At 31.5% G+C, this 18,107-nt stretch carries 23 protein-coding genes; 10 read left to right on the top strand and 13 right to left on the bottom strand.

What is annotated here, in order from left to right; genetic code table 11:
- Window positions 1-533 precede the first annotated feature (533 nt).
- The 5 genes from IGL49_RS12265 to IGL49_RS12245 all read left to right on the top strand — a co-directional run bounded on the left by IGL49_RS12265 (window position 534) and on the right by IGL49_RS12245 (window position 4,067).
- Complete coding sequence (locus IGL49_RS12265) at window positions 534-1,550, top strand: replication initiator protein A (protein WP_033788525.1); 1,017 nt, start codon at window positions 534-536, stop codon at window positions 1,548-1,550.
- Between the two features lie 157 nt (window positions 1,551-1,707).
- Complete coding sequence (locus tag IGL49_RS12260) at window positions 1,708-1,965, top strand: TraB domain-containing protein (protein WP_238641402.1); 258 nt, start codon at window positions 1,708-1,710, stop codon at window positions 1,963-1,965.
- 68 nt (window positions 1,966-2,033) lie between these two features.
- Window positions 2,034-3,136 (top strand): IS3 family transposase gene (locus IGL49_RS12255; RefSeq protein WP_113837402.1). Its coding sequence is split into 2 segments (ribosomal slippage): window positions 2,034-2,310 and window positions 2,310-3,136, totalling 1,104 coding nucleotides; the frame shifts between segments, so codons are not numbered across the junction.
- Window positions 3,137-3,139: 3 nt separating this feature from the next.
- On the top strand, window positions 3,140-3,796 hold the full coding sequence (locus IGL49_RS12250; protein ID WP_240185281.1) for a TraB/GumN family protein: 657 nt from the start codon (window positions 3,140-3,142) through the stop codon (window positions 3,794-3,796).
- Between the two features lie 28 nt (window positions 3,797-3,824).
- The gene (locus IGL49_RS12245) at window positions 3,825-4,067 is read left to right on the top strand and encodes a hypothetical protein (protein ID WP_240185280.1); all 243 of its coding nucleotides are present in this window, start codon (window positions 3,825-3,827) and stop codon (window positions 4,065-4,067) included.
- Between the two features lie 54 nt (window positions 4,068-4,121).
- Here IGL49_RS12245 and IGL49_RS12240 read toward each other — a convergent pair whose 3' ends face one another.
- The 6 genes from IGL49_RS12240 to IGL49_RS12215 all read right to left on the bottom strand — a co-directional run bounded on the left by IGL49_RS12240 (window position 4,122) and on the right by IGL49_RS12215 (window position 7,150).
- The gene (locus tag IGL49_RS12240) at window positions 4,122-4,451 is read right to left on the bottom strand and encodes a hypothetical protein (RefSeq protein WP_423243001.1); all 330 of its coding nucleotides are present in this window, start codon (window positions 4,449-4,451) and stop codon (window positions 4,122-4,124) included.
- A 67-nt stretch (window positions 4,452-4,518) separates the two neighbouring features.
- A protein-coding gene (locus IGL49_RS12235) for an IS3 family transposase (RefSeq protein ID WP_429109886.1) occupies window positions 4,519-5,621 on the bottom strand; the annotation gives its coding sequence in 2 pieces (ribosomal slippage) (window positions 4,519-5,345 and window positions 5,345-5,621; 1,104 coding nt in all).
- A gap of 68 nt (window positions 5,622-5,689) precedes the next feature.
- Window positions 5,690-5,869, bottom strand: coding sequence for a transcriptional regulator (locus IGL49_RS12230; RefSeq protein ID WP_104858764.1), 180 nt, complete (start codon window positions 5,867-5,869; stop codon window positions 5,690-5,692).
- A gap of 109 nt (window positions 5,870-5,978) precedes the next feature.
- Window positions 5,979-6,242 (bottom strand): hypothetical protein, encoded by a 264-nt coding sequence (locus tag IGL49_RS12225; RefSeq protein ID WP_104858763.1) that lies wholly within the window; start codon window positions 6,240-6,242, stop codon window positions 5,979-5,981.
- Window positions 6,229-6,540, bottom strand: coding sequence for a hypothetical protein (locus tag IGL49_RS12220; RefSeq protein ID WP_033628686.1), 312 nt, complete (start codon window positions 6,538-6,540; stop codon window positions 6,229-6,231). The genes IGL49_RS12225 and IGL49_RS12220 overlap by 14 nt, the downstream gene beginning before the upstream one ends.
- Entirely contained in the window at window positions 6,530-7,150 is a 621-nt protein-coding gene (locus IGL49_RS12215) for a recombinase family protein (RefSeq protein ID WP_161971889.1), read from the bottom strand. The genes IGL49_RS12220 and IGL49_RS12215 overlap by 11 nt, the downstream gene beginning before the upstream one ends.
- Before the next feature lie 203 nt (window positions 7,151-7,353).
- Between IGL49_RS12215 and mazE the strand changes: the two genes are divergently transcribed.
- The 5 genes from mazE to IGL49_RS12190 all read left to right on the top strand — a co-directional run bounded on the left by mazE (window position 7,354) and on the right by IGL49_RS12190 (window position 10,677).
- On the top strand, window positions 7,354-7,584 hold the full coding sequence (mazE, locus tag IGL49_RS12210; protein ID WP_002362431.1) for a type II toxin-antitoxin system PemI/MazE family antitoxin: 231 nt from the start codon (window positions 7,354-7,356) through the stop codon (window positions 7,582-7,584).
- The gene (locus IGL49_RS12205) at window positions 7,584-7,925 is read left to right on the top strand and encodes a type II toxin-antitoxin system PemK/MazF family toxin (RefSeq protein ID WP_010784114.1); all 342 of its coding nucleotides are present in this window, start codon (window positions 7,584-7,586) and stop codon (window positions 7,923-7,925) included. Before mazE ends, IGL49_RS12205 begins: the two co-directional genes overlap by 1 nt.
- A gap of 111 nt (window positions 7,926-8,036) precedes the next feature.
- On the top strand, window positions 8,037-8,975 hold the full coding sequence (locus tag IGL49_RS12200; protein WP_002362433.1) for a hypothetical protein: 939 nt from the start codon (window positions 8,037-8,039) through the stop codon (window positions 8,973-8,975).
- 264 nt (window positions 8,976-9,239) lie between these two features.
- A complete protein-coding gene (gene fic / locus IGL49_RS12195; protein WP_002362434.1) occupies window positions 9,240-9,842 on the top strand; it encodes a protein adenylyltransferase Fic in 603 nt (200 codons plus the stop codon).
- Window positions 9,843-10,143: 301 nt separating this feature from the next.
- Window positions 10,144-10,677, top strand: coding sequence for a hypothetical protein (locus tag IGL49_RS12190; RefSeq protein WP_104858742.1), 534 nt, complete (start codon window positions 10,144-10,146; stop codon window positions 10,675-10,677).
- Window positions 10,678-10,923: 246 nt separating this feature from the next.
- On the opposite strand, the gene IGL49_RS12185 is transcribed toward IGL49_RS12190, so the two are convergent.
- The 7 genes from IGL49_RS12185 to IGL49_RS12155 all read right to left on the bottom strand — a co-directional run bounded on the left by IGL49_RS12185 (window position 10,924) and on the right by IGL49_RS12155 (window position 17,954).
- The gene (locus tag IGL49_RS12185; RefSeq protein WP_104858743.1) at window positions 10,924-11,520 is read right to left on the bottom strand and encodes a PBECR4 domain-containing protein; all 597 of its coding nucleotides are present in this window, start codon (window positions 11,518-11,520) and stop codon (window positions 10,924-10,926) included.
- Between the two features lie 215 nt (window positions 11,521-11,735).
- Window positions 11,736-12,860, bottom strand: a complete 1,125-nt coding sequence (locus IGL49_RS12180) for an AAA family ATPase (protein ID WP_104858744.1) — start codon at window positions 12,858-12,860, stop codon at window positions 11,736-11,738.
- Window position 12,861: 1 nt separating this feature from the next.
- Complete coding sequence (locus tag IGL49_RS12175) at window positions 12,862-13,587, bottom strand: DUF6414 family protein (RefSeq protein ID WP_016630100.1); 726 nt, start codon at window positions 13,585-13,587, stop codon at window positions 12,862-12,864.
- Window positions 13,588-13,599: 12 nt separating this feature from the next.
- A complete protein-coding gene (locus tag IGL49_RS12170; protein ID WP_016630099.1) occupies window positions 13,600-14,322 on the bottom strand; it encodes a toll/interleukin-1 receptor domain-containing protein in 723 nt (240 codons plus the stop codon).
- Window positions 14,323-14,495: 173 nt separating this feature from the next.
- On the bottom strand, window positions 14,496-15,188 hold the full coding sequence (locus IGL49_RS12165; RefSeq protein WP_104858745.1) for a hypothetical protein: 693 nt from the start codon (window positions 15,186-15,188) through the stop codon (window positions 14,496-14,498).
- 48 nt (window positions 15,189-15,236) lie between these two features.
- Entirely contained in the window at window positions 15,237-15,836 is a 600-nt protein-coding gene (locus IGL49_RS12160; RefSeq protein WP_104858746.1) for a tyrosine-type recombinase/integrase, read from the bottom strand.
- A gap of 648 nt (window positions 15,837-16,484) precedes the next feature.
- The gene (locus IGL49_RS12155; protein ID WP_104858747.1) at window positions 16,485-17,954 is read right to left on the bottom strand and encodes an ABC transporter permease subunit; all 1,470 of its coding nucleotides are present in this window, start codon (window positions 17,952-17,954) and stop codon (window positions 16,485-16,487) included.
- Window positions 17,955-18,107: the final 153 nt, after the last annotated feature.

The following is an 18,107-nucleotide window of genomic DNA, read 5'->3' as shown; positions in this document are numbered from 1 at the left end:
TATTCAATTTATTTAAAGGTGGTAAACAAATAATTTATTTATGTATTTACAGTGGTAAATAATTAATTATATTGTTGAAAAAGGTAGTAACTAATTATATTTTAGGTGGTAATTAATTCATAGTGTTTTAACATTTAAAGTGGTAGGCAATTAAATTAAAAGTGGTAACTAATTTATTAGATAACTATCATTATTACTACTATTTATACATTTTCATACAAAAAATAAGTGGTAGATAAATAAATTAAAAGTGGTAACTAATTTATTATTAAAAGTGGTAGATAATTTATTTTATAGTAGAAGCGAATTATATATTCAGGTAGTAACTAAATAAATTATTTTGACATTAATGGTGGTGGTTAAATACTTATTTTTCAAAATTGAGGTGGTAGCTAAATAGTTTTTCTTTGGATTTAATGTGGTAACTAATTGAATTAGCTATTATTATTGCTTGCCAACCTCTTTTGTCTTTGATATTTTTAACTTACTTACTATGCGAATAAAGGATATTTACTAAAGGAGTATGTAAAATAATGACGAAGATTAAAGAACGGGGGTATAGTTATCAAAACAGCTACTCAGAGCTATTTTGGAAATTCCCACAGTTTCTGTTGAAAAATAAAAAATACAAATCCATGAAAGATAGTTCTAAAATTGCTTATATGCTTTTTAAAGACAAAATTTCTCTTGCTCTCACAAATAACTGGATTGACGAAGACGGAATGATCTATTTGATTTTTCAACAAAAGGATCTCATGGAGATGTTAAATTGCTATCAAGGAAAAGTTAAATCTACCCTAGACGAATTAGAAAAGTATGGCTTATTGGAAGTCCTCAGAGGGGGATTCGATGCGAAAGCTGGAAAAAACATAGCAAACAAATATTATCTCTTACAGCCAGAGTTAGAAAAAGAAGATTTATACTTATCAACAAATACAACTGATGAAACCTTTGATAAAACTGGATATGCTGAAATCGCACACCGTGAAACAAACGCTGAAACTCTTGATAATAGCGGATATGCTGAAATCGCACGTCGTAAAAAAATGTCTGAAACCCTTGATAAAACTGGATATGCTGAAATCGCACAAGTAAAAGATAATATCTATATAAATAATTCTTTAGATACATTAGACACAAAAGATACGAATAACGAGCAGATGCGACAACGTACTTTATTAGATCAGTTTCATGAAGTTCAAGAACAAACATTTTTAAACAAATCCAGCTTAAAATATATAGCGCTTTTTTCAAATACAATTCAAGAAGCTCATGAAAAAGTTGGAACAATTATTCGAGCTAAAAATAAAGCAGAGAAAGAGTATAATACGGTATTGTTAGGTGAAGATTATCAAGAAGAAATAGAAAAATGTTTGCGTCGTGTTCAACATAAGATTACTACAGATTCTACAATTAAAAGTCCCCAAGGTCTATTTTACAAGTCTTTTTACAATTTATTTGTTGAATGTGTATTAGAAAAAGAAAATATAAAAAATAGGAATAATTCTAAAAATTCTGAAATTACTTTGCATAATTGGATTGAAAACTAAGTAAATTGATTTATTTGTTTTAATAGATCTTATACTTTATTTTGTATCCTACTTAAAGTTTATTTGATAAAAATAAACTTTAAAATGTTTTCATCCATTCGGTTAGAGCAAAGTATGAACATAAAAAATGAAAATTCAATAGAGAATGGAGATTGCTATGGATGGAGTAGAAAAATTAGTTATACAAGATAAAACATATTATCTTGTAGGGACAAATCATATTTCAGAAGAAAGTGCGAAACTTGTAAAAAACGTTATTGATGAAGTTAGGCCAGGTTGCGTTTGTGTAGAGTTAGATCAAAAGAGACACCAAAAATATACCAGTCCTGAAGAATGGGCAAAAACAGACATTATTAAGATAATCAAACAAAACAAATTAGTAGTGTTGTTCTCTAATATTGTTTACGGTGGATAGGCTACAATTAACTAGACAGAAAAATTAAGGTGTGTAGACTAGAAGAAAACATACCAGGAGGAATTTTTATGTCTAAGAGAACACGAAGAACTTTTTCACAAGAATTCAAGCAACAAATCGTCAATCTTTACTTAGCTGGAAAGCCACGTGTAGAAATCATTCGAGAATATGAACTAACGGCTTCAGCATTTGACAAATGGGTAAAGCAATCTAAAACGAGTGGTTCATTCAAAGAAAAAGATAATCTTACGCCTGAACAAAAAGAATTGTTAGAACTACGTAAAAGAAACCAGCAATTAGAAATGGAAAATGATATTTTAAAGCAAGCAGCGCTGATATTCGGACGAAGAGACAAGTAATCGATGCGAATAAGCATCTTTACCCTATATCAGCGATGTACAGAATATTAGGTCTATCACGTCAGTCCTATTATTATCAATCAAAACCAAAGAAAGACGAATCAGAACTTGAAGAAGTAGTCGCTGAAGAATTTATCCGCAGCCGAAAGGCCTACGGCTCAAGAAAAATAAAAAAAGCCTTATCAAAACGAGGCATTCAGATCAGCCGACGAAAAATTAGTAGAATCATGAAAAATAGAGGATTAAAATCGAGCTATACTGTTGCTTATTTTAAAGTACATCATTCTACTTGCAATGAAGCCAAAACGACAAACGTATTGAATCGTAAATTCTTAAGAGACAACCCATTAGAAGCGATCGTAACAGACTTGACTTATGTACGAGTCGGGAAAAAATGGAATTATGTCTGTTTCATTTTGGATCTGTTCAATCGAGAAATTCTCGGCTATTCTTGTGGAGAACATAAAGATGCCGTTCTAGTAAAAAAAGCATTTAGCCGTATCAAACAACCTCTGACAGAGGTTGAGATTTTTCATACTGATCGTGGAAAAGAGTTTGATAACCAAGCTATTGATGAATTATTAACAACTTTTGACATCAATCGATCATTGAGTCATAAAGGCTGTCCTTTTGATAATGCCGTAGCTGAATCAACTTATAAGTCGTTGAAAGTAGAATTTGTCTATCAATACACATTTGAAACCTTACAACAATTGGATTTGGAGTTATTTGACTATGTCAATTGGTGGAACCACCTTCGGTTGCACGGTACAATCGGAATAGCATACGGAAAGAAGTTCTGCACCTTATAAAATTTGTCAAAAAAACTGTTCCCATTCCACGGTGCATTACAAAGAAAATTAGCTAAGGAAAAAGGTACTATACAGGCAGGAGAACTAATTCAAGCCTTAGAGAGTGCTGAAGACGTGGGGGCTGATATTCAATTAATTGATAGGGACATACAAGTGACTTTCAAAAGAATGTGGAGACATTTAAGTTTTACACAAAAGCCCAAATTAATAATGACTTTTTTTTCAGAATTTGAAGATGTTGAGACTGAAAGATTGGAAGATTTTTTAGAGTCAGATAGCTTTGATAATGTGTTTATACAACTTTCAAAGAAAATTCCAACTATATACAACGATATGATAACGGAAAGAGATAAAGTCATGGTAACTAATTTACAAAACTCAAAATATGAGGTGAATGTTGTTGTTGTTGGTAAAGCGCACATAAGCGGTATTAAAGAAAAATTAAAAGAAGAAAAAAATTATGATATTTCAGAATTAACAAGTATTCCTTCTAAAAAGTTGAGTAGTAAATTAATTGAGCTTATATTTCCGTTAACGATAATTTTACTACTAGCCGTATCTTTTTTTTTCGGGTGTGCAAGTTGGGTTTCATCAGCTTTTAAAATGGTGGGTCTGGAATGGTGGTTTAGCAGCGATATTTACTTGCTTTGCATTGCCTAGTCCTTTAACTATTTTGACGTCTCTAATAATGGCTCCAGTAGGTGCACTGTCTCCGGTTTTGTCAGTAGGTGTTTTTTCAGCATTAGCAGAAGCAACTGTTAAAAAACCTACTGTTAGAGATTTTTTAACAGTTCAAGATGATTTTCTATCAATTAAGACTATTTACAGTAATAGACTTATAAAGATAGGGCTTGTTTTTCTTTTATCAAATTTAGGAGGAGCTATAGGTAATATTATTGGGGGAATAGGTATTTTAAACAGTTTATTTTAAAAAATCATAAGGACTACAGTCTTATTCAAACCGTAGTCCTTATGATTTTTTAGTTTATAGATCGTTAGAATAAGGCTGTGTAGCAAAAACATTTTTATCTGGGTAAACAAAGTTTTCTCTTTGAGAAATAGATCTTAGTTCATTATCAAGATTTTCATAAGTGGAAATATAGCCTAGTTTTTTAAACATGTTTGCAGTTTGGACAGCTTCTAAAAAGATAGTAATATCTCTTGTTTGAAGAAAATTGGTTAGTTGTTCTAAGTAAACAATTTCTAAGTTTATAGACAGACCAATATGAAACCTAGGTATTTTCCTTAGTGATTTGAAAGTAGTTATATAGTCTAGAGCAAGAGAATATTCTTCTTGATGTAGGCACTTAGAAATTATATTACTAAGGCACTGTTGTACACAAAAATCAAAAGTGGAATGGGAACAGTTTTTTTGACAAATTTTATAAGGTGCAGAACTTCTTTCCGTATGCTATTCCGATTGTACCGTGCAACCGAAGGTGGTTCCACCAATTGACATAGTCAAATAACTCCAAATCCAATTGTTGTAAGGTTTCAAATGTGTATTGATAGACAAATTCTACTTTCAACGACTTATAAGTTGATTCAGCTACGGCATTATCAAAAGGACAGCCTTTATGACTCAATGATCGATTGATGTCAAAAGTTGTTAATAATTCATCAATAGCTTGGTTATCAAACTCTTTTCCACGATCTGTATGAAAAATCTCAACCTCTGTCAGAGGTTGTTTGATACGGCTAAATGCTTTTTTTACTAGAACGGCATCTTTATGTTCTCCACAAGAATAGCCGAGAATTTCTCGATTGAACAGATCCAAAATGAAACAGACATAATTCCATTTTTTCCCGACTCGTACATAAGTCAAGTCTGTTACGATCGCTTCTAATGGGTTGTCTCTTAAGAATTTACGATTCAATACGTTTGTCGTTTTGGCTTCATTGCAAGTAGAATGATGTACTTTAAAATAAGCAACAGTATAGCTCGATTTTAATCCTCTATTTTTCATGATTCTACTAATTTTTCGTCGGCTGATCTGAATGCCTTGTTTTGATAAGGCTTTTTTTATTTTTCTTGAGCCGTAGGCCTTTCGGCTGCGGATAAATTCTTCAGCGACTACTTCTTCAAGTTCTGATTCGTCTTTCTTTGGTTTTGATTGATAATAATAGGACTGACGTGATAGACCTAATATTCTGTACATCGCTGATATAGGGTAAAGATGCTTATTCGCATCGATTACTTGTCTCTTCGTCCGAATATCAGCGCTGCTTGCTTTAAAATATCATTTTCCATTTCTAATTGCTGGTTTCTTTTACGTAGTTCTAACAATTCTTTTTGTTCAGGCGTAAGATTATCTTTTTCTTTGAATGAACCACTCGTTTTAGATTGCTTTACCCATTTGTCAAATGCTGAAGCCGTTAGTTCATATTCTCGAATGATTTCTACACGTGGCTTTCCAGCTAAGTAAAGATTGACGATTTGTTGCTTGAATTCTTGTGAAAAAGTTCTTCGTGTTCTCTTAGACATAAAAATTCCTCCTGGTATGTTTTCTTCTAGTCTACACACCTTAATTTTTCTGTCTAGTTAATTGTAGCCTATCCACATCCACCAAATGCAAGCTTATACTGTTTACCACAACTTTTACATTTGTATTCTGTTCGTTTCCAACGAATACGTTCCGCTAACATGCCACAATCACAAGAAATATACTCAATCAAAACACCTTCAGCTCTGTTAGCTACTTCTATTTTCTGATAATCATACTCTTTTCTCATAACTAGTCACCTTAAATAATAACTACCACAAATTTATTTATCATGAAGGCAACAACTAAAAATTAAGGGATTACTTTAAGCACTTTATTTGACACTATTTAATGAGTAATTAGTTGTTGCCTATTACTATTTTATCAATATTTCCTCTTTTTTCAAATTTTTTTTGGCTTATTTCTACAAAAATACCCTTACTTAATTTGTATTCTTTTTTACAATTACTACACTTAAAATGATTATATTTTCCCAACTCTCTTCTAGCCAATTGGCCACAATCACAATCAACATAAGCAACTACATTTGTTTTATTCCACGTAGTAATTTCTATTCCCCAATGATCATATTTTTTTCGAACAACCATCTTAATTCTCTCCATTTCTAAAGCTATATCTTGCAACCATTTCTCTAAATTCTTTTTTTATTTTAGGACGCACTCGCAATACTTCTTCGGCCAACTCTAATAATAGTTTTTCTACTTTTACTGACATCGTATCAAAAATAACCATTGGCTTATTTTCTTTTTCGACGCGTTTTTTGTATCTTTGATAATTTGCAGAATAGAGTCGACCATTTGACATTTTTTCTATTCCGTATCCTGAAATCAAAGGATTTTCCAACATCTGAATAATCTTCTCTCTATTTTCCATAATAACTACTCCTGAATTATTTCTCATTAAGTAACTGTTCTTCCTTTGCTTGTTTCTTGATTCGTTTGAGAGTAGATAAAGAAATACCTGTTTTCCTTTCCACTTCTCGCATGCTATTTGTTTCCATTAACTCTAGTGCATGTTTATATTTATCATTTAGAACTCTTTTCGGACGTCCTTCTCGATAGTTTTTATTGTTTGCTCGATGCCATTGTTTTCCTTCTTGCGTTCTCGTCACGATTAAATCTCTTTCAAATTGCGCAAAGCTCCCCAACATGTTCATCATTAATGTTTGCATAGAATCACTTTTATTTGGCTCAAAGGTTAGGGCATTATCTAAGAAGGTGATAGTCACTCCTGAATTGTTTAAAGAAGAGATAATCGAATTTAAATCAACGATACTTCTAGCTAGCCGATCAATTTTCGTAACTAAAACTTTATCGCCAGGTTTTACAATAGATAGTAGTTCTTCTAATTCTTTTCTTCCTTCTTTTTTTGTTCCCGTATATTTTTCACTGAATATTTTTTCTGCTCCGGCTTTTTCTAGTTTTTGAATCTGGGTTTTGTAATCTTGATTACTAGTACTCACTCGTGAATAACCATAAATGGGCAAAATTTCCTCACCTTTTCTGAACATAAGTTTTTGACACTAGATAATTCCAAGTGTAGCACGAAAAAACAAAGAGGTCAAAAACTTTTAAGTTTATGGACCTAACAAATTAATTCTAAAATATCTAATATCAATTAAATAACTAAATTACACTAAGTTAATTAAATGTAGTATACAATCATTTGAAACCATTTAATTATTTAGTATAATAAAATATAAGAGGTGATTTTATGTTAACCACAAAATCTAGAAAACAAGGAAGTTCTGTAGTATTGACATTACCATCTAATAACGGACAGAAACCAAAAGCAGACCAAGAATATATAGTAATGTATTCTGATGATGGGACAATTACGTTAGTCCCTAAATTACAAGACCCATTTAGTGGTGGATCAGAAGGGGAGTACTACGAAAAAGATGAATGGCATGACATTGAACCTGGAGGGAGAGAATTATTTTAATGAGTGACGAAAAGAAATATATTCCTAAAAAGGGCGATATTGTATGGATAGATTTCGATCCTTCAGCTGAAAAAGAAATACAGAAAAGACGTCCAGGTCTAGTAGTTTCTAGATATGAGTTTAATAGAAAGACATTGTTTGCAGTAATTTGTCCCATAACTTCTACAATTAAAAATATGCCAACTCGTTATACATTACCTGATGAAATGGAAACTCATGGACAAGTCGTTATTTCCCAATTAAAATCTTTAGACTTTGCAGAAAGAAAGTTAAGCCAAATAGAATATTTACCATTAAAGGATATGGCTAAAATAGATCAAATCATTGAATACATTTTTTAATTATAATAGGAAGAAAGAATACATATAATATTTAATGTTCATGAATTCTTTCTTTTTATAACGTCTATTTACTATAACACATTATAGTAAATAGACAGAAAGGAGGATAAATTGAACCTAAGAAAAATAGAACATGAAATCGAAGAAATATTGTCTAAGGATACTCATTCATGGGTGCGTCTATACGAGCTAATAAGAGAAGTAGAATATAATAAATTATGGCGTAATGAGTATAGTTCTTTCACACAGTGGATTAAACATTTAGCATATGTAACAGGAGTAACTGAATCTCTAATATGGAAAAGAAAAAAAGCAGGAGAAATATACTTTGACTACCAGCAACGAGCAGCAGGTAGAGGAGTTAGTGTTCCTAACATAGAAGATGTAGGAGTCAGTCCAGATAATTTTGAATTAGTAGAAAAAATCAGCCAAGGAAACAGCCAAATAAAAGATGAATTGATGCAGCAAGTTTTAGCAAAAGATATTAAGAGATCTGACTTATTAAACACTTGGGCAACTATTAAAACGATACAAGCTAAAGAGGGTGGAGGAATAGTTAAAAAAAACAGATACTCTAAAATTGATAGTAGCGACGAACAAATATTCACCGTATCTGATTTCTCGTTTGCATTGTCAGATAGTTCGTGGTTACAAAGTACTAATAACTCATATCATAAAGGAAAATCAGTTTATAAATTAGTTCCTGATTTCTCTTTTTATTCTTCATTATTAATGAGACAAGTTACTTTAGATTTTTTGTTACTAGAAAACGTTTCTAGTAAATATACACAAGAATTAAATACGCATAGCATCGAAATAGTTTTTTCGGATAACAAACTTAACAATATAATTTTAAATCCTAAAACTAATTATAGTTGGATAGTTGTTCCTGAAGATATCTTATTACTTGCATCTAAAGAGCTTCCTGAAGGAATAGGGTTATTAAAAATTTCAGATAAAAGAAAAATTCAAATTATTAAACCTGCGGCACGTAATATCGAAACTAGCAAATTAGATATTTTACAAGCGTTCATTGTTAAAAATATCTAAATTAATGTCTTATATGTAATAAAAAAACATCTATTATATATCATCAACTATCTATCATGATGATGTTCCAAATCTAAAAAAGGGCATTAAGTTTATTTTCACCATTAGGAAAAAATATATTATTGGAGAAAAGCTGGATAGTATGTATCTTTAGATTTTTGATTGTTATGTAGCTTTCGTGCTAAAATACATTGAAAAACTTAGCATGAAAGTTGAAAGAGTTATTGAAAAAGAGGATTAATAATTAATAGGCGGTGAATTCAGTTGTTAGAAAACAAATTAGGTATTATTAACCAACTTGAGTTAAACAGAGTTGAGGAACGTGTCAGTAAAGAAAAGGCAAAACAATTATATGACTCTGGAGATATTGACAGAGTAGAAGTTGGAACATTCAAAGGTCTATCATATATCCATAATTATTTGTTTGAAGATATTTATGAATTTGCAGGTAAAGTACGAAATCAAAATATTTCTAAAGGAAATTTTCGCTTTGCACCAGTAATGTATCTAGAAGTCGCTTTAGAACATATAGATAAAATGCCACAAAGTAATCTAGATGAAATTGTAGCCAAATATGTTGAAATGAACATCGCTCACCCATTTCGTGAAGGTAATGGTAGAGCAACCAGAATATGGCTAGACCTAATCCTGAAAAAAGAATTACAGCAAGTTGTAGACTGGAACTTAATCGATAAGGAAGATTATTTGTCTGCAATGGAAAGAAGTCCAGTCAACGATTTGGAGATTAAATATTTAATCTCCAATGCTTTAACGGATAAAATTAATGATAGAGAAATCTTCATGAAAGGTATTGATATTAGTTATTATTATGAAGGATATACCGAATACAACGTTGATGACTTATAATTGAAATAAGAAAAACCGACTCTATACTTTCTGATGTTGGTATTTTTATCAACATCAGAAAGTATAGAGCCAAAAACGATAACTATAAGATACATGACTATAGAGGTGTTCTTTTTTAAGAGGATCTCTTTTTATTTTTTCATTAATGTTTACAATCACCTCACCAAAATATTTTGAGAGCAAATCCTATTTTTTTGAATCAGTGGATCGGGTTGATTCAAAAAAATGCGATGCGCTTATGTATGCCTCCATTCTTATAAAAACTTTATGTAATAAATATTGTTTGATATAATAAATTGAGGTGAATAAATTGATATCAAAAATAGGAGAATTCTTTAATACTGAAATTCAACCAACTATAGGAGGACAGTTACTTTGGTTAGTTGCAACTGTTTTAGTTACGCTAATTGTAATTCTATTTTTTAGTCAAACAGGTAAAATAATAAAAAAAGTATTTATATTTATAAAAAAGAAGATTTTAGAAGTGTATAATTCGCCTTCAAATCAAAATAGAAGATTGTATAAGAAAATAAAAAAATCATTAAAAAAACCTATTGAATCAAAACCAATTCCATTTCCAGATGGTGTACCATTAAAATTGCAAAGGGAGTTTTTAAAAGCGAAAGCTGAGGGAAGAAAACTATCATACGAACCACTACATGACATAATTGTTAAATATGAGTTGGAATATCCTCAAAGGCTAGAGGAGTATTATGTTTTACATCCAGAAGAAAAAAAGAAAGATGAAGAAGTGCAAAAAAATATGCAAGAAACTCTTAATAAAGCTTCTGAACAGTTACGGGAATTAAGCAACTTTATTTTACCAAGAAAATAAAGCTGAATATACGTTTAAAAAAGAACTAAGAAAATTAAAACCTATTTGATGATTAGTTATATAATGTCGCATTTGCATAGTGTTTAAATCGATGAATTTTAGTTACTTAGTTAGTTATTTAAATATTGGCAAAACGTTATCAAATAAATGTTTTTGTGTCGCGTTTGATGTTATAATTCGGCCCCTTTAATCTACTTTGAATAATATATCTTATGTAAACTAAAAATATTAAAGAGTGAACCTAAATCACTCTTTGTAAGCAGGGTTTTTATACCACACCTCTTCTTCTTCGGAAATTTTATTTATTGCTTTTGCTTGGAGTAATGTGTACTTGATTTGTCCTGATCCATAGTCAACATTTTTCTTGAAATTTGAAACACATACATAATTAGCAGGCTTTGCTCTATATTCTTCCAAAAATAGATATCCGGAATCAGTTGTATTATAAGTAAATTCAAGAAGATATGTCCATCGAATTTTACTATTAGGAATCATTAGCTTTCTAAATTTAAAAACACTATTTATATTGAAAAATAGGTTTTTTAACGATAAAAGTATTGATATTCTGTCTTGTATTAAAGTATAGAAAGAGGAGGCCTCTAAATCACTTAAGCATATTTCTCTTTCAAGTATTTTTGAAAAAACTATGCTCGCATTTTGCTTATAGACTTGTACTATGTCAGTTAATTTGTGTAAACCAGCCAGATGATGAAAATCACTATCTTCAAAAATAATTGTAAATACTTCTGCCTGGCCTTTTCTTCCTATTGTAATCTCAATTTTATAGGATTTAATTTCTTCAAAAATTTTAGCTGCTTGGTACAATATATCATTATTTTCCATTGATTTTTCCTTACAAAAAAGAGATTTCTTTCGAAATCTCTAAAAGTTAAAGTATGAGTGTTTTAACTGCTGGTTTGAGGTGTACACACACAACCCTATTAAAGCTCAAATCTCCAGTGCATGCCAGCGCACCGATGATTATCACAGCTAAAGTAGATACTCAAGTTATCTACACTATTATATTCTCATCTTTGCTCTATTTTGTCAAATATTTCTTATGAATTGTCACTAATTATTCGTTTAAATAAAGTAAGGTTTAAATCCTGTTTTATCAAATTATCAATATGTCTAAAGTTCTTTAGCTGATTTCCATAAGAAAGATATTTATCCAACAAGTCTTCTTTATTTCCCAAAAACTTTATTTCTTTTTCAGTTAGTAATTTCCATCTATTTTCAAAAATTCGTTCTATTAATATTTGTTTACTAATTAGAGTTAAATCATTATAAAAAATAATATCATCAAAGCGAAAATAAATAGGATCACCCAGTGCCGATCTTATCTCATTTTCATTTCTGTAATTTGATGTACATATAATAATACTGTTATGCATTTCAACTAAATAGTTTGAGTCTTCAAATACTCCTTCATCGAAAAGTTGATAGAATGCGGTTAAGATCTCAGGATGTGCTTTGTCAAACTCGTCAAAAAGTACTATGTTAGTTTCTCTTTGAATTAAATCTTTTGCTAGGCTTGGTTCATCATGGCTACTGCCAAAGGTATAGCTAAATGATTGATTTGATTTTGACATAGACATTTGTTTCCTAACTAATCCTCCTCCCATAACATTTGATATGATTTTAGCAGTTTCAGTTTTACCTACCCCTGATGCACCATACAACATAAGAACAATAGGTTTTGATTTTTTATTCTTTGTTAACGAATACATATTAGCCATCACTCTATCTAGTGCACTATCTTGACCTACAATATTATTTCGTAAATATCTATTAATCTTTTTCAAATTATTTACATTAATATTTTTATACCTAAATAAAATTTCTTCGTAATCAATATTTCTCTTATAATTGGATCTTATCATATGCAAAACATTTTTAGGTGGGTTTTGCAGAAAGATCCCATCTGAATAATCAAATAAAAGATCCAATATATTTTTAAAATTTTGTACAGCGCCCGTCTTAATAGATGAGTATGCGTTTGTTTCAGCCACGACGATTTCCGAAGAAAGATAATCTTCAACTTTAGTGTAGTCAAACTCTTTAAGAATATTTACGGTAAGTGAGTCAATAAATCGAATATAATGCTCTAAAGGAATATAGTTCTCAGGAATTTGCTTTTGGAAAAATGTATTGGGTCCAAAAATAATTTTAATTTTAGCCATGTTAGACTACACCTGCCAAAACAATATCATATACATCTAAAATCTCTTTACTGCGATCATCGTGAAATGAAGTCAATACTTCATCATTAACTTTTCTAGCCATATACTGCTGAAAATCTAAATCAGATCTGTCCATCGTCCCGACTTTAAATCCCCAAAATGATAAATTCATTTGTTCCAAATCCGCTACGTTATAATTATTAGAAAAAGCATTATTGTTGAATCTGAAGACCTTGAGAGCTTCATCATCAAATGCTAACATTTCATAATACCCTTTACTAAATTTAAGAGCCTCGTACATCTTAGAGATTGATAATCGAATACCATCACTGATTTCAACGTCTCCTTCTGTCATAACAAGGTATGGTGAAATAGTTTGATAATAAGCAATAGAGTTTTTCTCAGGAAATACTTTATGATTTTCTAATTTACATAAGCCGTTCGATTGCTTACGAGATTCAGAGAGAAAATCAGATAGTAATGCATTAGTAATAGATTTTTGTATTAATTTATCTGCGGATTTTCCCAATTGAGCATTCATATCTACACCGACACCAATAAAACCACTAAATAGTTTTGAAAGTCTTGGAGCAATTCCTATATTCCCTGCAACACTAGCTGATTTCTTTGATTCATTTTTTTCATCATGAATCTCTAATAGAGTTCCATTATTCAGTATGGTTAAATAGTCTGTGATAGTACCCTCATCAAAATAAACTAATTTCATATAGATTCCCCTTCAGATAGCCCAATATTTTTTCCATGTATCTTTAAATTCAAGCATATTTGATGGATCAGATAGTCCTAATTTAGTTATAGACGATGCTAGACCACTCATACTATTTACATCATTGATTTTTGTCATTTGTAAACTTGCCAGCGGGGTATCGCCTAAATCTTTATAATTTGTATCAGTGTATAGAACCGGAAATATTTTTTGATTCAACGCCCAAGCAGCCCCCATTTCGGCTAAAGAAAACTTACTCTCTAAAAAATTTTTTGTGATTAAAAAAATAACCACAGACGAATTTGTAACTTCTTTTTTTATTTTCCCGATAAACTCATCTCCGACTTCAATACTACCATTTAAGGATGTACAAAAAACATCTGCCTTCTTAATATCAAAAGCGCTACTTAAAAAATCAATAAATTTTAAAACTATATCTCTATCTTTTGAGCTGTGACTGATAAAAATTTTTTTCATGTTATTTGCCTCTTTCTGCTCTTTCGAATTCTCTATACATAAAATTGATAATACTTCTTCTAATTGACGCTTAGGATTACTATTCCTAAAAAAATATGCATTCTTAAAGTCTTTTTTTAACACGCTATCGCTGAGACTATTCTGAAAAAAAACATTTACATTTTTCATCCATGATATATATTTAGGATTGTCTTCTAAATTTTTCTCATTCTCTTTTCTTAACTCAACACCGCGGCTTATTAATTCTTCTAAATTCATATACTTCTCCTACATATTTTACCACTATCACAGTAGTTTATTCATAAATTACAAATACAATTTGGGATTGGTTAATAAATTAACATTAAATTTATTTTCATTTGAAATTTGACTAATAGATCAATTGGATTTTTCAAAACGCTAGCCAAAGAAATCACTAACTAACATTTTTATTAAAAATTAATTCCAAAAATACAATTAGAATACATAAAATCCAATATTTTTAAAGTATATATATCTTCTTCACTATTATAATATTCTGATAGCACTTCATTAAACCTTTTAACCATTACTTCTGGAATCGATAATAAGCCTGAACCATGATCAAACATAATTTTATTTGCAGTAATAAGAGTAGTCCTCTTATTATGATTCCCAAATATTTGATATTTTGAAATAAATAAAAACAGTCGCAACGCTTTTTCAGTTCCTGATACACTTTGGTCCATTAATTTCTGGTATCGATCCCTTACATCTTCTTCAGATAACATTGGTGAAATATATCTTCCTTGAATGGTCGATACTTCGATACCACCAGTTCGTATTTCGGCAGGGAAAGGGGCATCTTCCGCTGCAACGATCCGATTAATCCGCTTACTTGTCTCTATTAGGGGCTCTTGTACGTCGTTTAAAAGCATTTCAAAGCCTCTTTTTAAGTTAACGACGGTCAGGACATCATCTACAGCCACGTTATTGGCCCGATTATACTTGATAATCTCTTCTGTTTGTAATAGCGTTGTATTCAATCCTTCAAATTTCCCCGCATTATACACCAGTTCCACAATATTTTTCTTCAATAAATACACAGACTCTTTGCGAGACAAGTGGTATTTATCCGGAAAGTTAGGTCGCTTTTCTTCGTTCATTTTCTCACCTCTTGAATTTTTCCTTCTATTATATAGGGTATTATTCTGTCATAGATCCAAACTCTTTACGGCAGTATCTTTGTCTTCCTGAGTGATCCCAATATAGCGTAAGGTCTCCCGTTGTGAAGAATGATTGAGCAGCGACTGAATAATCTCTGTTTTGGTCCCTTGTTTGTACAAAAAATAGCCGAAGGTCTTGCGCATCGAATGAGGACCAATTTCTTTCAACCCAACCGCCGTTCCTGCTTCATGAATGATCCGCCAAAGGCTTTGTCGGGTCAAAGGCGTATCTGCTCCTTTTCGACTTGGAAACAAATAATTGCTGAAGTCTTGTGCTTGCAGCTGCTCAGGAAATTCGGATTGAACATAATCAAGAATCACTTTTCGTAATTTGTTCGAAATGAAGACCGAATTGTGTTTAGCTGTTTTTTGTTCCTTCATGGCCAGACGTTCTTTGACAATTACCCGACTACGGGAAATTTCTAACACATCACTTAATTTCAACTGTCTTAAATCAGAGATTCGATACGCCGTATTGATCCCAATCGAAAAAAGCACCAAATTTCGTTGCCCATATTTTCCGGAAGCCAAAATTGCCTTCATGGCATCGATCTTTTTTTTGTCGCGAATCGGTTCCACGCTCTTCATTTTTAGCCACCTCTCAAATGTTACTTAATATGATTATAACAGATAATAAGTCACATTTAAACATGCTATAGAAAAAAGGCCCTAAAAGAAAAGTGATTTTCTCTTAGAGCCTCTAAGGATGGAGCGATTTTAACGAATGTGACAGAATCCGATTGTGTCACATTGGACTTTTGAGATTTTCGGTAAGATTTGATTATCTCAGAACATTAATATTGCCCCTTTAAAAAATTTTGTCAGTACTTTTAAGTTGTTATATTCTGAAAATTCAAAATTTTCAGTCTATATAATTAACTTATATTCAGTTTTACCAAATCATAAGCTTTAAAAAGTATTCAGAATTTAGTCATGTTATGGATCCAATAAAGTAGATATGGAATATTTATTTTCTCTTGTCTAATTTATAAGAACTAAATGATTTCATCATTGTTTTGACACTCTCATCAAATCATTAGAATCGTGATAAGACATTGTATTAAATCTAATCCTTTATCCATTTTTTATCAATCTTACTTCGCACCATCTCCAATACTTATTAGTTGCCAGGTTAACTGTTATCAGATCATCTTGCCCGTCTCATTCTCTTTCTCACATTATATTCTCTTCATTTATCGGTAGCTGCTAAGGAATTTACTGATAGTTCTTTCAATATTAAAGTGGTAAATCTTTCTTTGTAAAGATAACATTTGACGCTGCATATAGAACGAAAGCAATGGTTCCTAAAGCAACTAATCCCCAACCAAACTCGCCACTAGCTAATATCGCATCTGTATCAAATAGAGTTGTTATCGTTAGATACTCGAGTATAACTGGAGCATCGTCCATCAGTTGCTGAACCATAGTAAGTAGGAAGAAAGCAAATGGTATCCCCCCACCGATAGCTAAAGCTAATCCTGAGCGGTTAAATAGAGTTGATGCGAAGAATGAAACAGAGCTTATGGCTAGGATTAAGATGAGTAGACCAAGACTTAACCAAAAATAAGTTTCTGTATCAAATTCCAGAGCAGCATCGACAGATCTTGCAGATGATACCATGGCATGGTTTGCCATCGTAATGATTTGTTTTTTATTTAAATCAGTTGCTTTCATAGACGCCTCTAAAGCGGTAGGATCTTTAATTAAAGTCAAATTATCTTTCACTTGGGCACTATTCATATTTAAGGCCTTTGCAGAAGAGTCAATAACAGCCTGTAATAAGAGTTCGCGATTGGCTTCCGTAATCATGACAGTTGGCTGAGATTTTCCTTTATTTTCTTCATTCTTTTCAGCTTTAAGTGCATTTATTTCATCTGCTAGAAATTGACGGTACTCATTAACAGAAATTCCTTGTACACTTGCACCAGCCTTCAATGCGTCATTACTTGCTAATATCATCGCCGGGTTTTTGATCAATTCCTCAGTTGTGATTTCAATATCATCATCTTCCATGTCATCATCATCTTCATAGATATCCCGACGTTCATCAGTGATAATTTTTGCAGCCTCTTCATAGGAGTGATCCTTGATGACCTCTCCTAAGTATATTGAATAGGCGTCCAGATCCATATCGCGAGCTGCAGCAGCATCTCGCATAGCTTGTTCATTATCTTTAATTAAATATAAATGTTCAGATAGATAACCTTCACTTTTATCTAATGTTTCTGATGCTTTTTCTATATCCTCTGTGATCGGATAGCCCGTCACGTTGTTGTACTTTAATTGAGAGGCACCTAAACCGGCTAATGAAACAATGACATACATTAAAATAACCGATAAGATGAGGTAAAGCGATTTGGTAAAAATGACACTTGAACGTTTTATGGGTGTTGATAAAGTATAAGCCATAGATCCAGAGTCTACCTCGCTCACTACAAGAGTATTTGCTGTAAATACAACATAAACAATTCCAAGAATAAGACCAATCAGTTTATAGAAATTTTCTAAGTTTCCTAAGAGACTGTCCATTGATGAGAGAAGACTGGAAAAAGCGGTTCCTTTCGCTGCAGCGGCAATCGATGCATATCCTTCCGCATCATAACCTATGATGAAACCAGATAAAATGACTGAAGCGACGATTGTGATAATTGCCCATAGTTTCCAATTGGTTTTGATACTTTGCTTAAATATTGGTTTTGAAAACATTTATACTCCCTCCTTAAATATCTCAGTAATATAATCTTCAAATGAGAACTTAATTTCTTTAAAATAGACCAAGTCAAAATCTTTTAAATCTTGAATGAGATAATTAATATTTTTATCATGAATTTGAACGACAACTTGTAAATCTTCCGCTTT

It is taken from the genome of Enterococcus sp. DIV1337a, assembly GCF_051712285.1.
Lineage (GTDB): Bacteria > Bacillota > Bacilli > Lactobacillales > Enterococcaceae > Enterococcus > Enterococcus faecalis.
Note: the sequence above shows the minus strand (reverse complement) of the source record. Positions and strands in the feature narration are given on the sequence as shown.

Coding starts and splice junctions, on each gene's coding strand:
- IGL49_RS12265 (WP_033788525.1), top strand. CDS start 534: ATGACGAAGATTAAAGAACGGGGGTATAGTTATCAAAACAGCTACTCA.
- IGL49_RS12260 (WP_238641402.1), top strand. CDS start 1,708: ATGGATGGAGTAGAAAAATTAGTTATACAAGATAAAACATATTATCTT.
- IGL49_RS12245 (WP_240185280.1), top strand. CDS start 3,825: ATGGCTCCAGTAGGTGCACTGTCTCCGGTTTTGTCAGTAGGTGTTTTT.
- IGL49_RS12230 (WP_104858764.1), bottom strand. CDS start 5,869: ATGAGAAAAGAGTATGATTATCAGAAAATAGAAGTAGCTAACAGAGCT.
- IGL49_RS12225 (WP_104858763.1), bottom strand. CDS start 6,242: ATGGAGAGAATTAAGATGGTTGTTCGAAAAAAATATGATCATTGGGGA.
- IGL49_RS12220 (WP_033628686.1), bottom strand. CDS start 6,540: ATGAGAAATAATTCAGGAGTAGTTATTATGGAAAATAGAGAGAAGATT.
- IGL49_RS12215 (WP_161971889.1), bottom strand. CDS start 7,150: ATGTTCAGAAAAGGTGAGGAAATTTTGCCCATTTATGGTTATTCACGA.
- mazE (WP_002362431.1), top strand. CDS start 7,354: ATGTTAACCACAAAATCTAGAAAACAAGGAAGTTCTGTAGTATTGACA.
- IGL49_RS12205 (WP_010784114.1), top strand. CDS start 7,584: ATGAGTGACGAAAAGAAATATATTCCTAAAAAGGGCGATATTGTATGG.
- IGL49_RS12185 (WP_104858743.1), bottom strand. CDS start 11,520: ATGGAAAATAATGATATATTGTACCAAGCAGCTAAAATTTTTGAAGAA.
- IGL49_RS12180 (WP_104858744.1), bottom strand. CDS start 12,860: ATGGCTAAAATTAAAATTATTTTTGGACCCAATACATTTTTCCAAAAG.
- IGL49_RS12175 (WP_016630100.1), bottom strand. CDS start 13,587: ATGAAATTAGTTTATTTTGATGAGGGTACTATCACAGACTATTTAACC.
- IGL49_RS12170 (WP_016630099.1), bottom strand. CDS start 14,322: ATGAATTTAGAAGAATTAATAAGCCGCGGTGTTGAGTTAAGAAAAGAG.
- IGL49_RS12165 (WP_104858745.1), bottom strand. CDS start 15,188: ATGAACGAAGAAAAGCGACCTAACTTTCCGGATAAATACCACTTGTCT.
- IGL49_RS12160 (WP_104858746.1), bottom strand. CDS start 15,836: ATGAAGAGCGTGGAACCGATTCGCGACAAAAAAAAGATCGATGCCATG.
- IGL49_RS12155 (WP_104858747.1), bottom strand. CDS start 17,954: ATGTTTTCAAAACCAATATTTAAGCAAAGTATCAAAACCAATTGGAAA.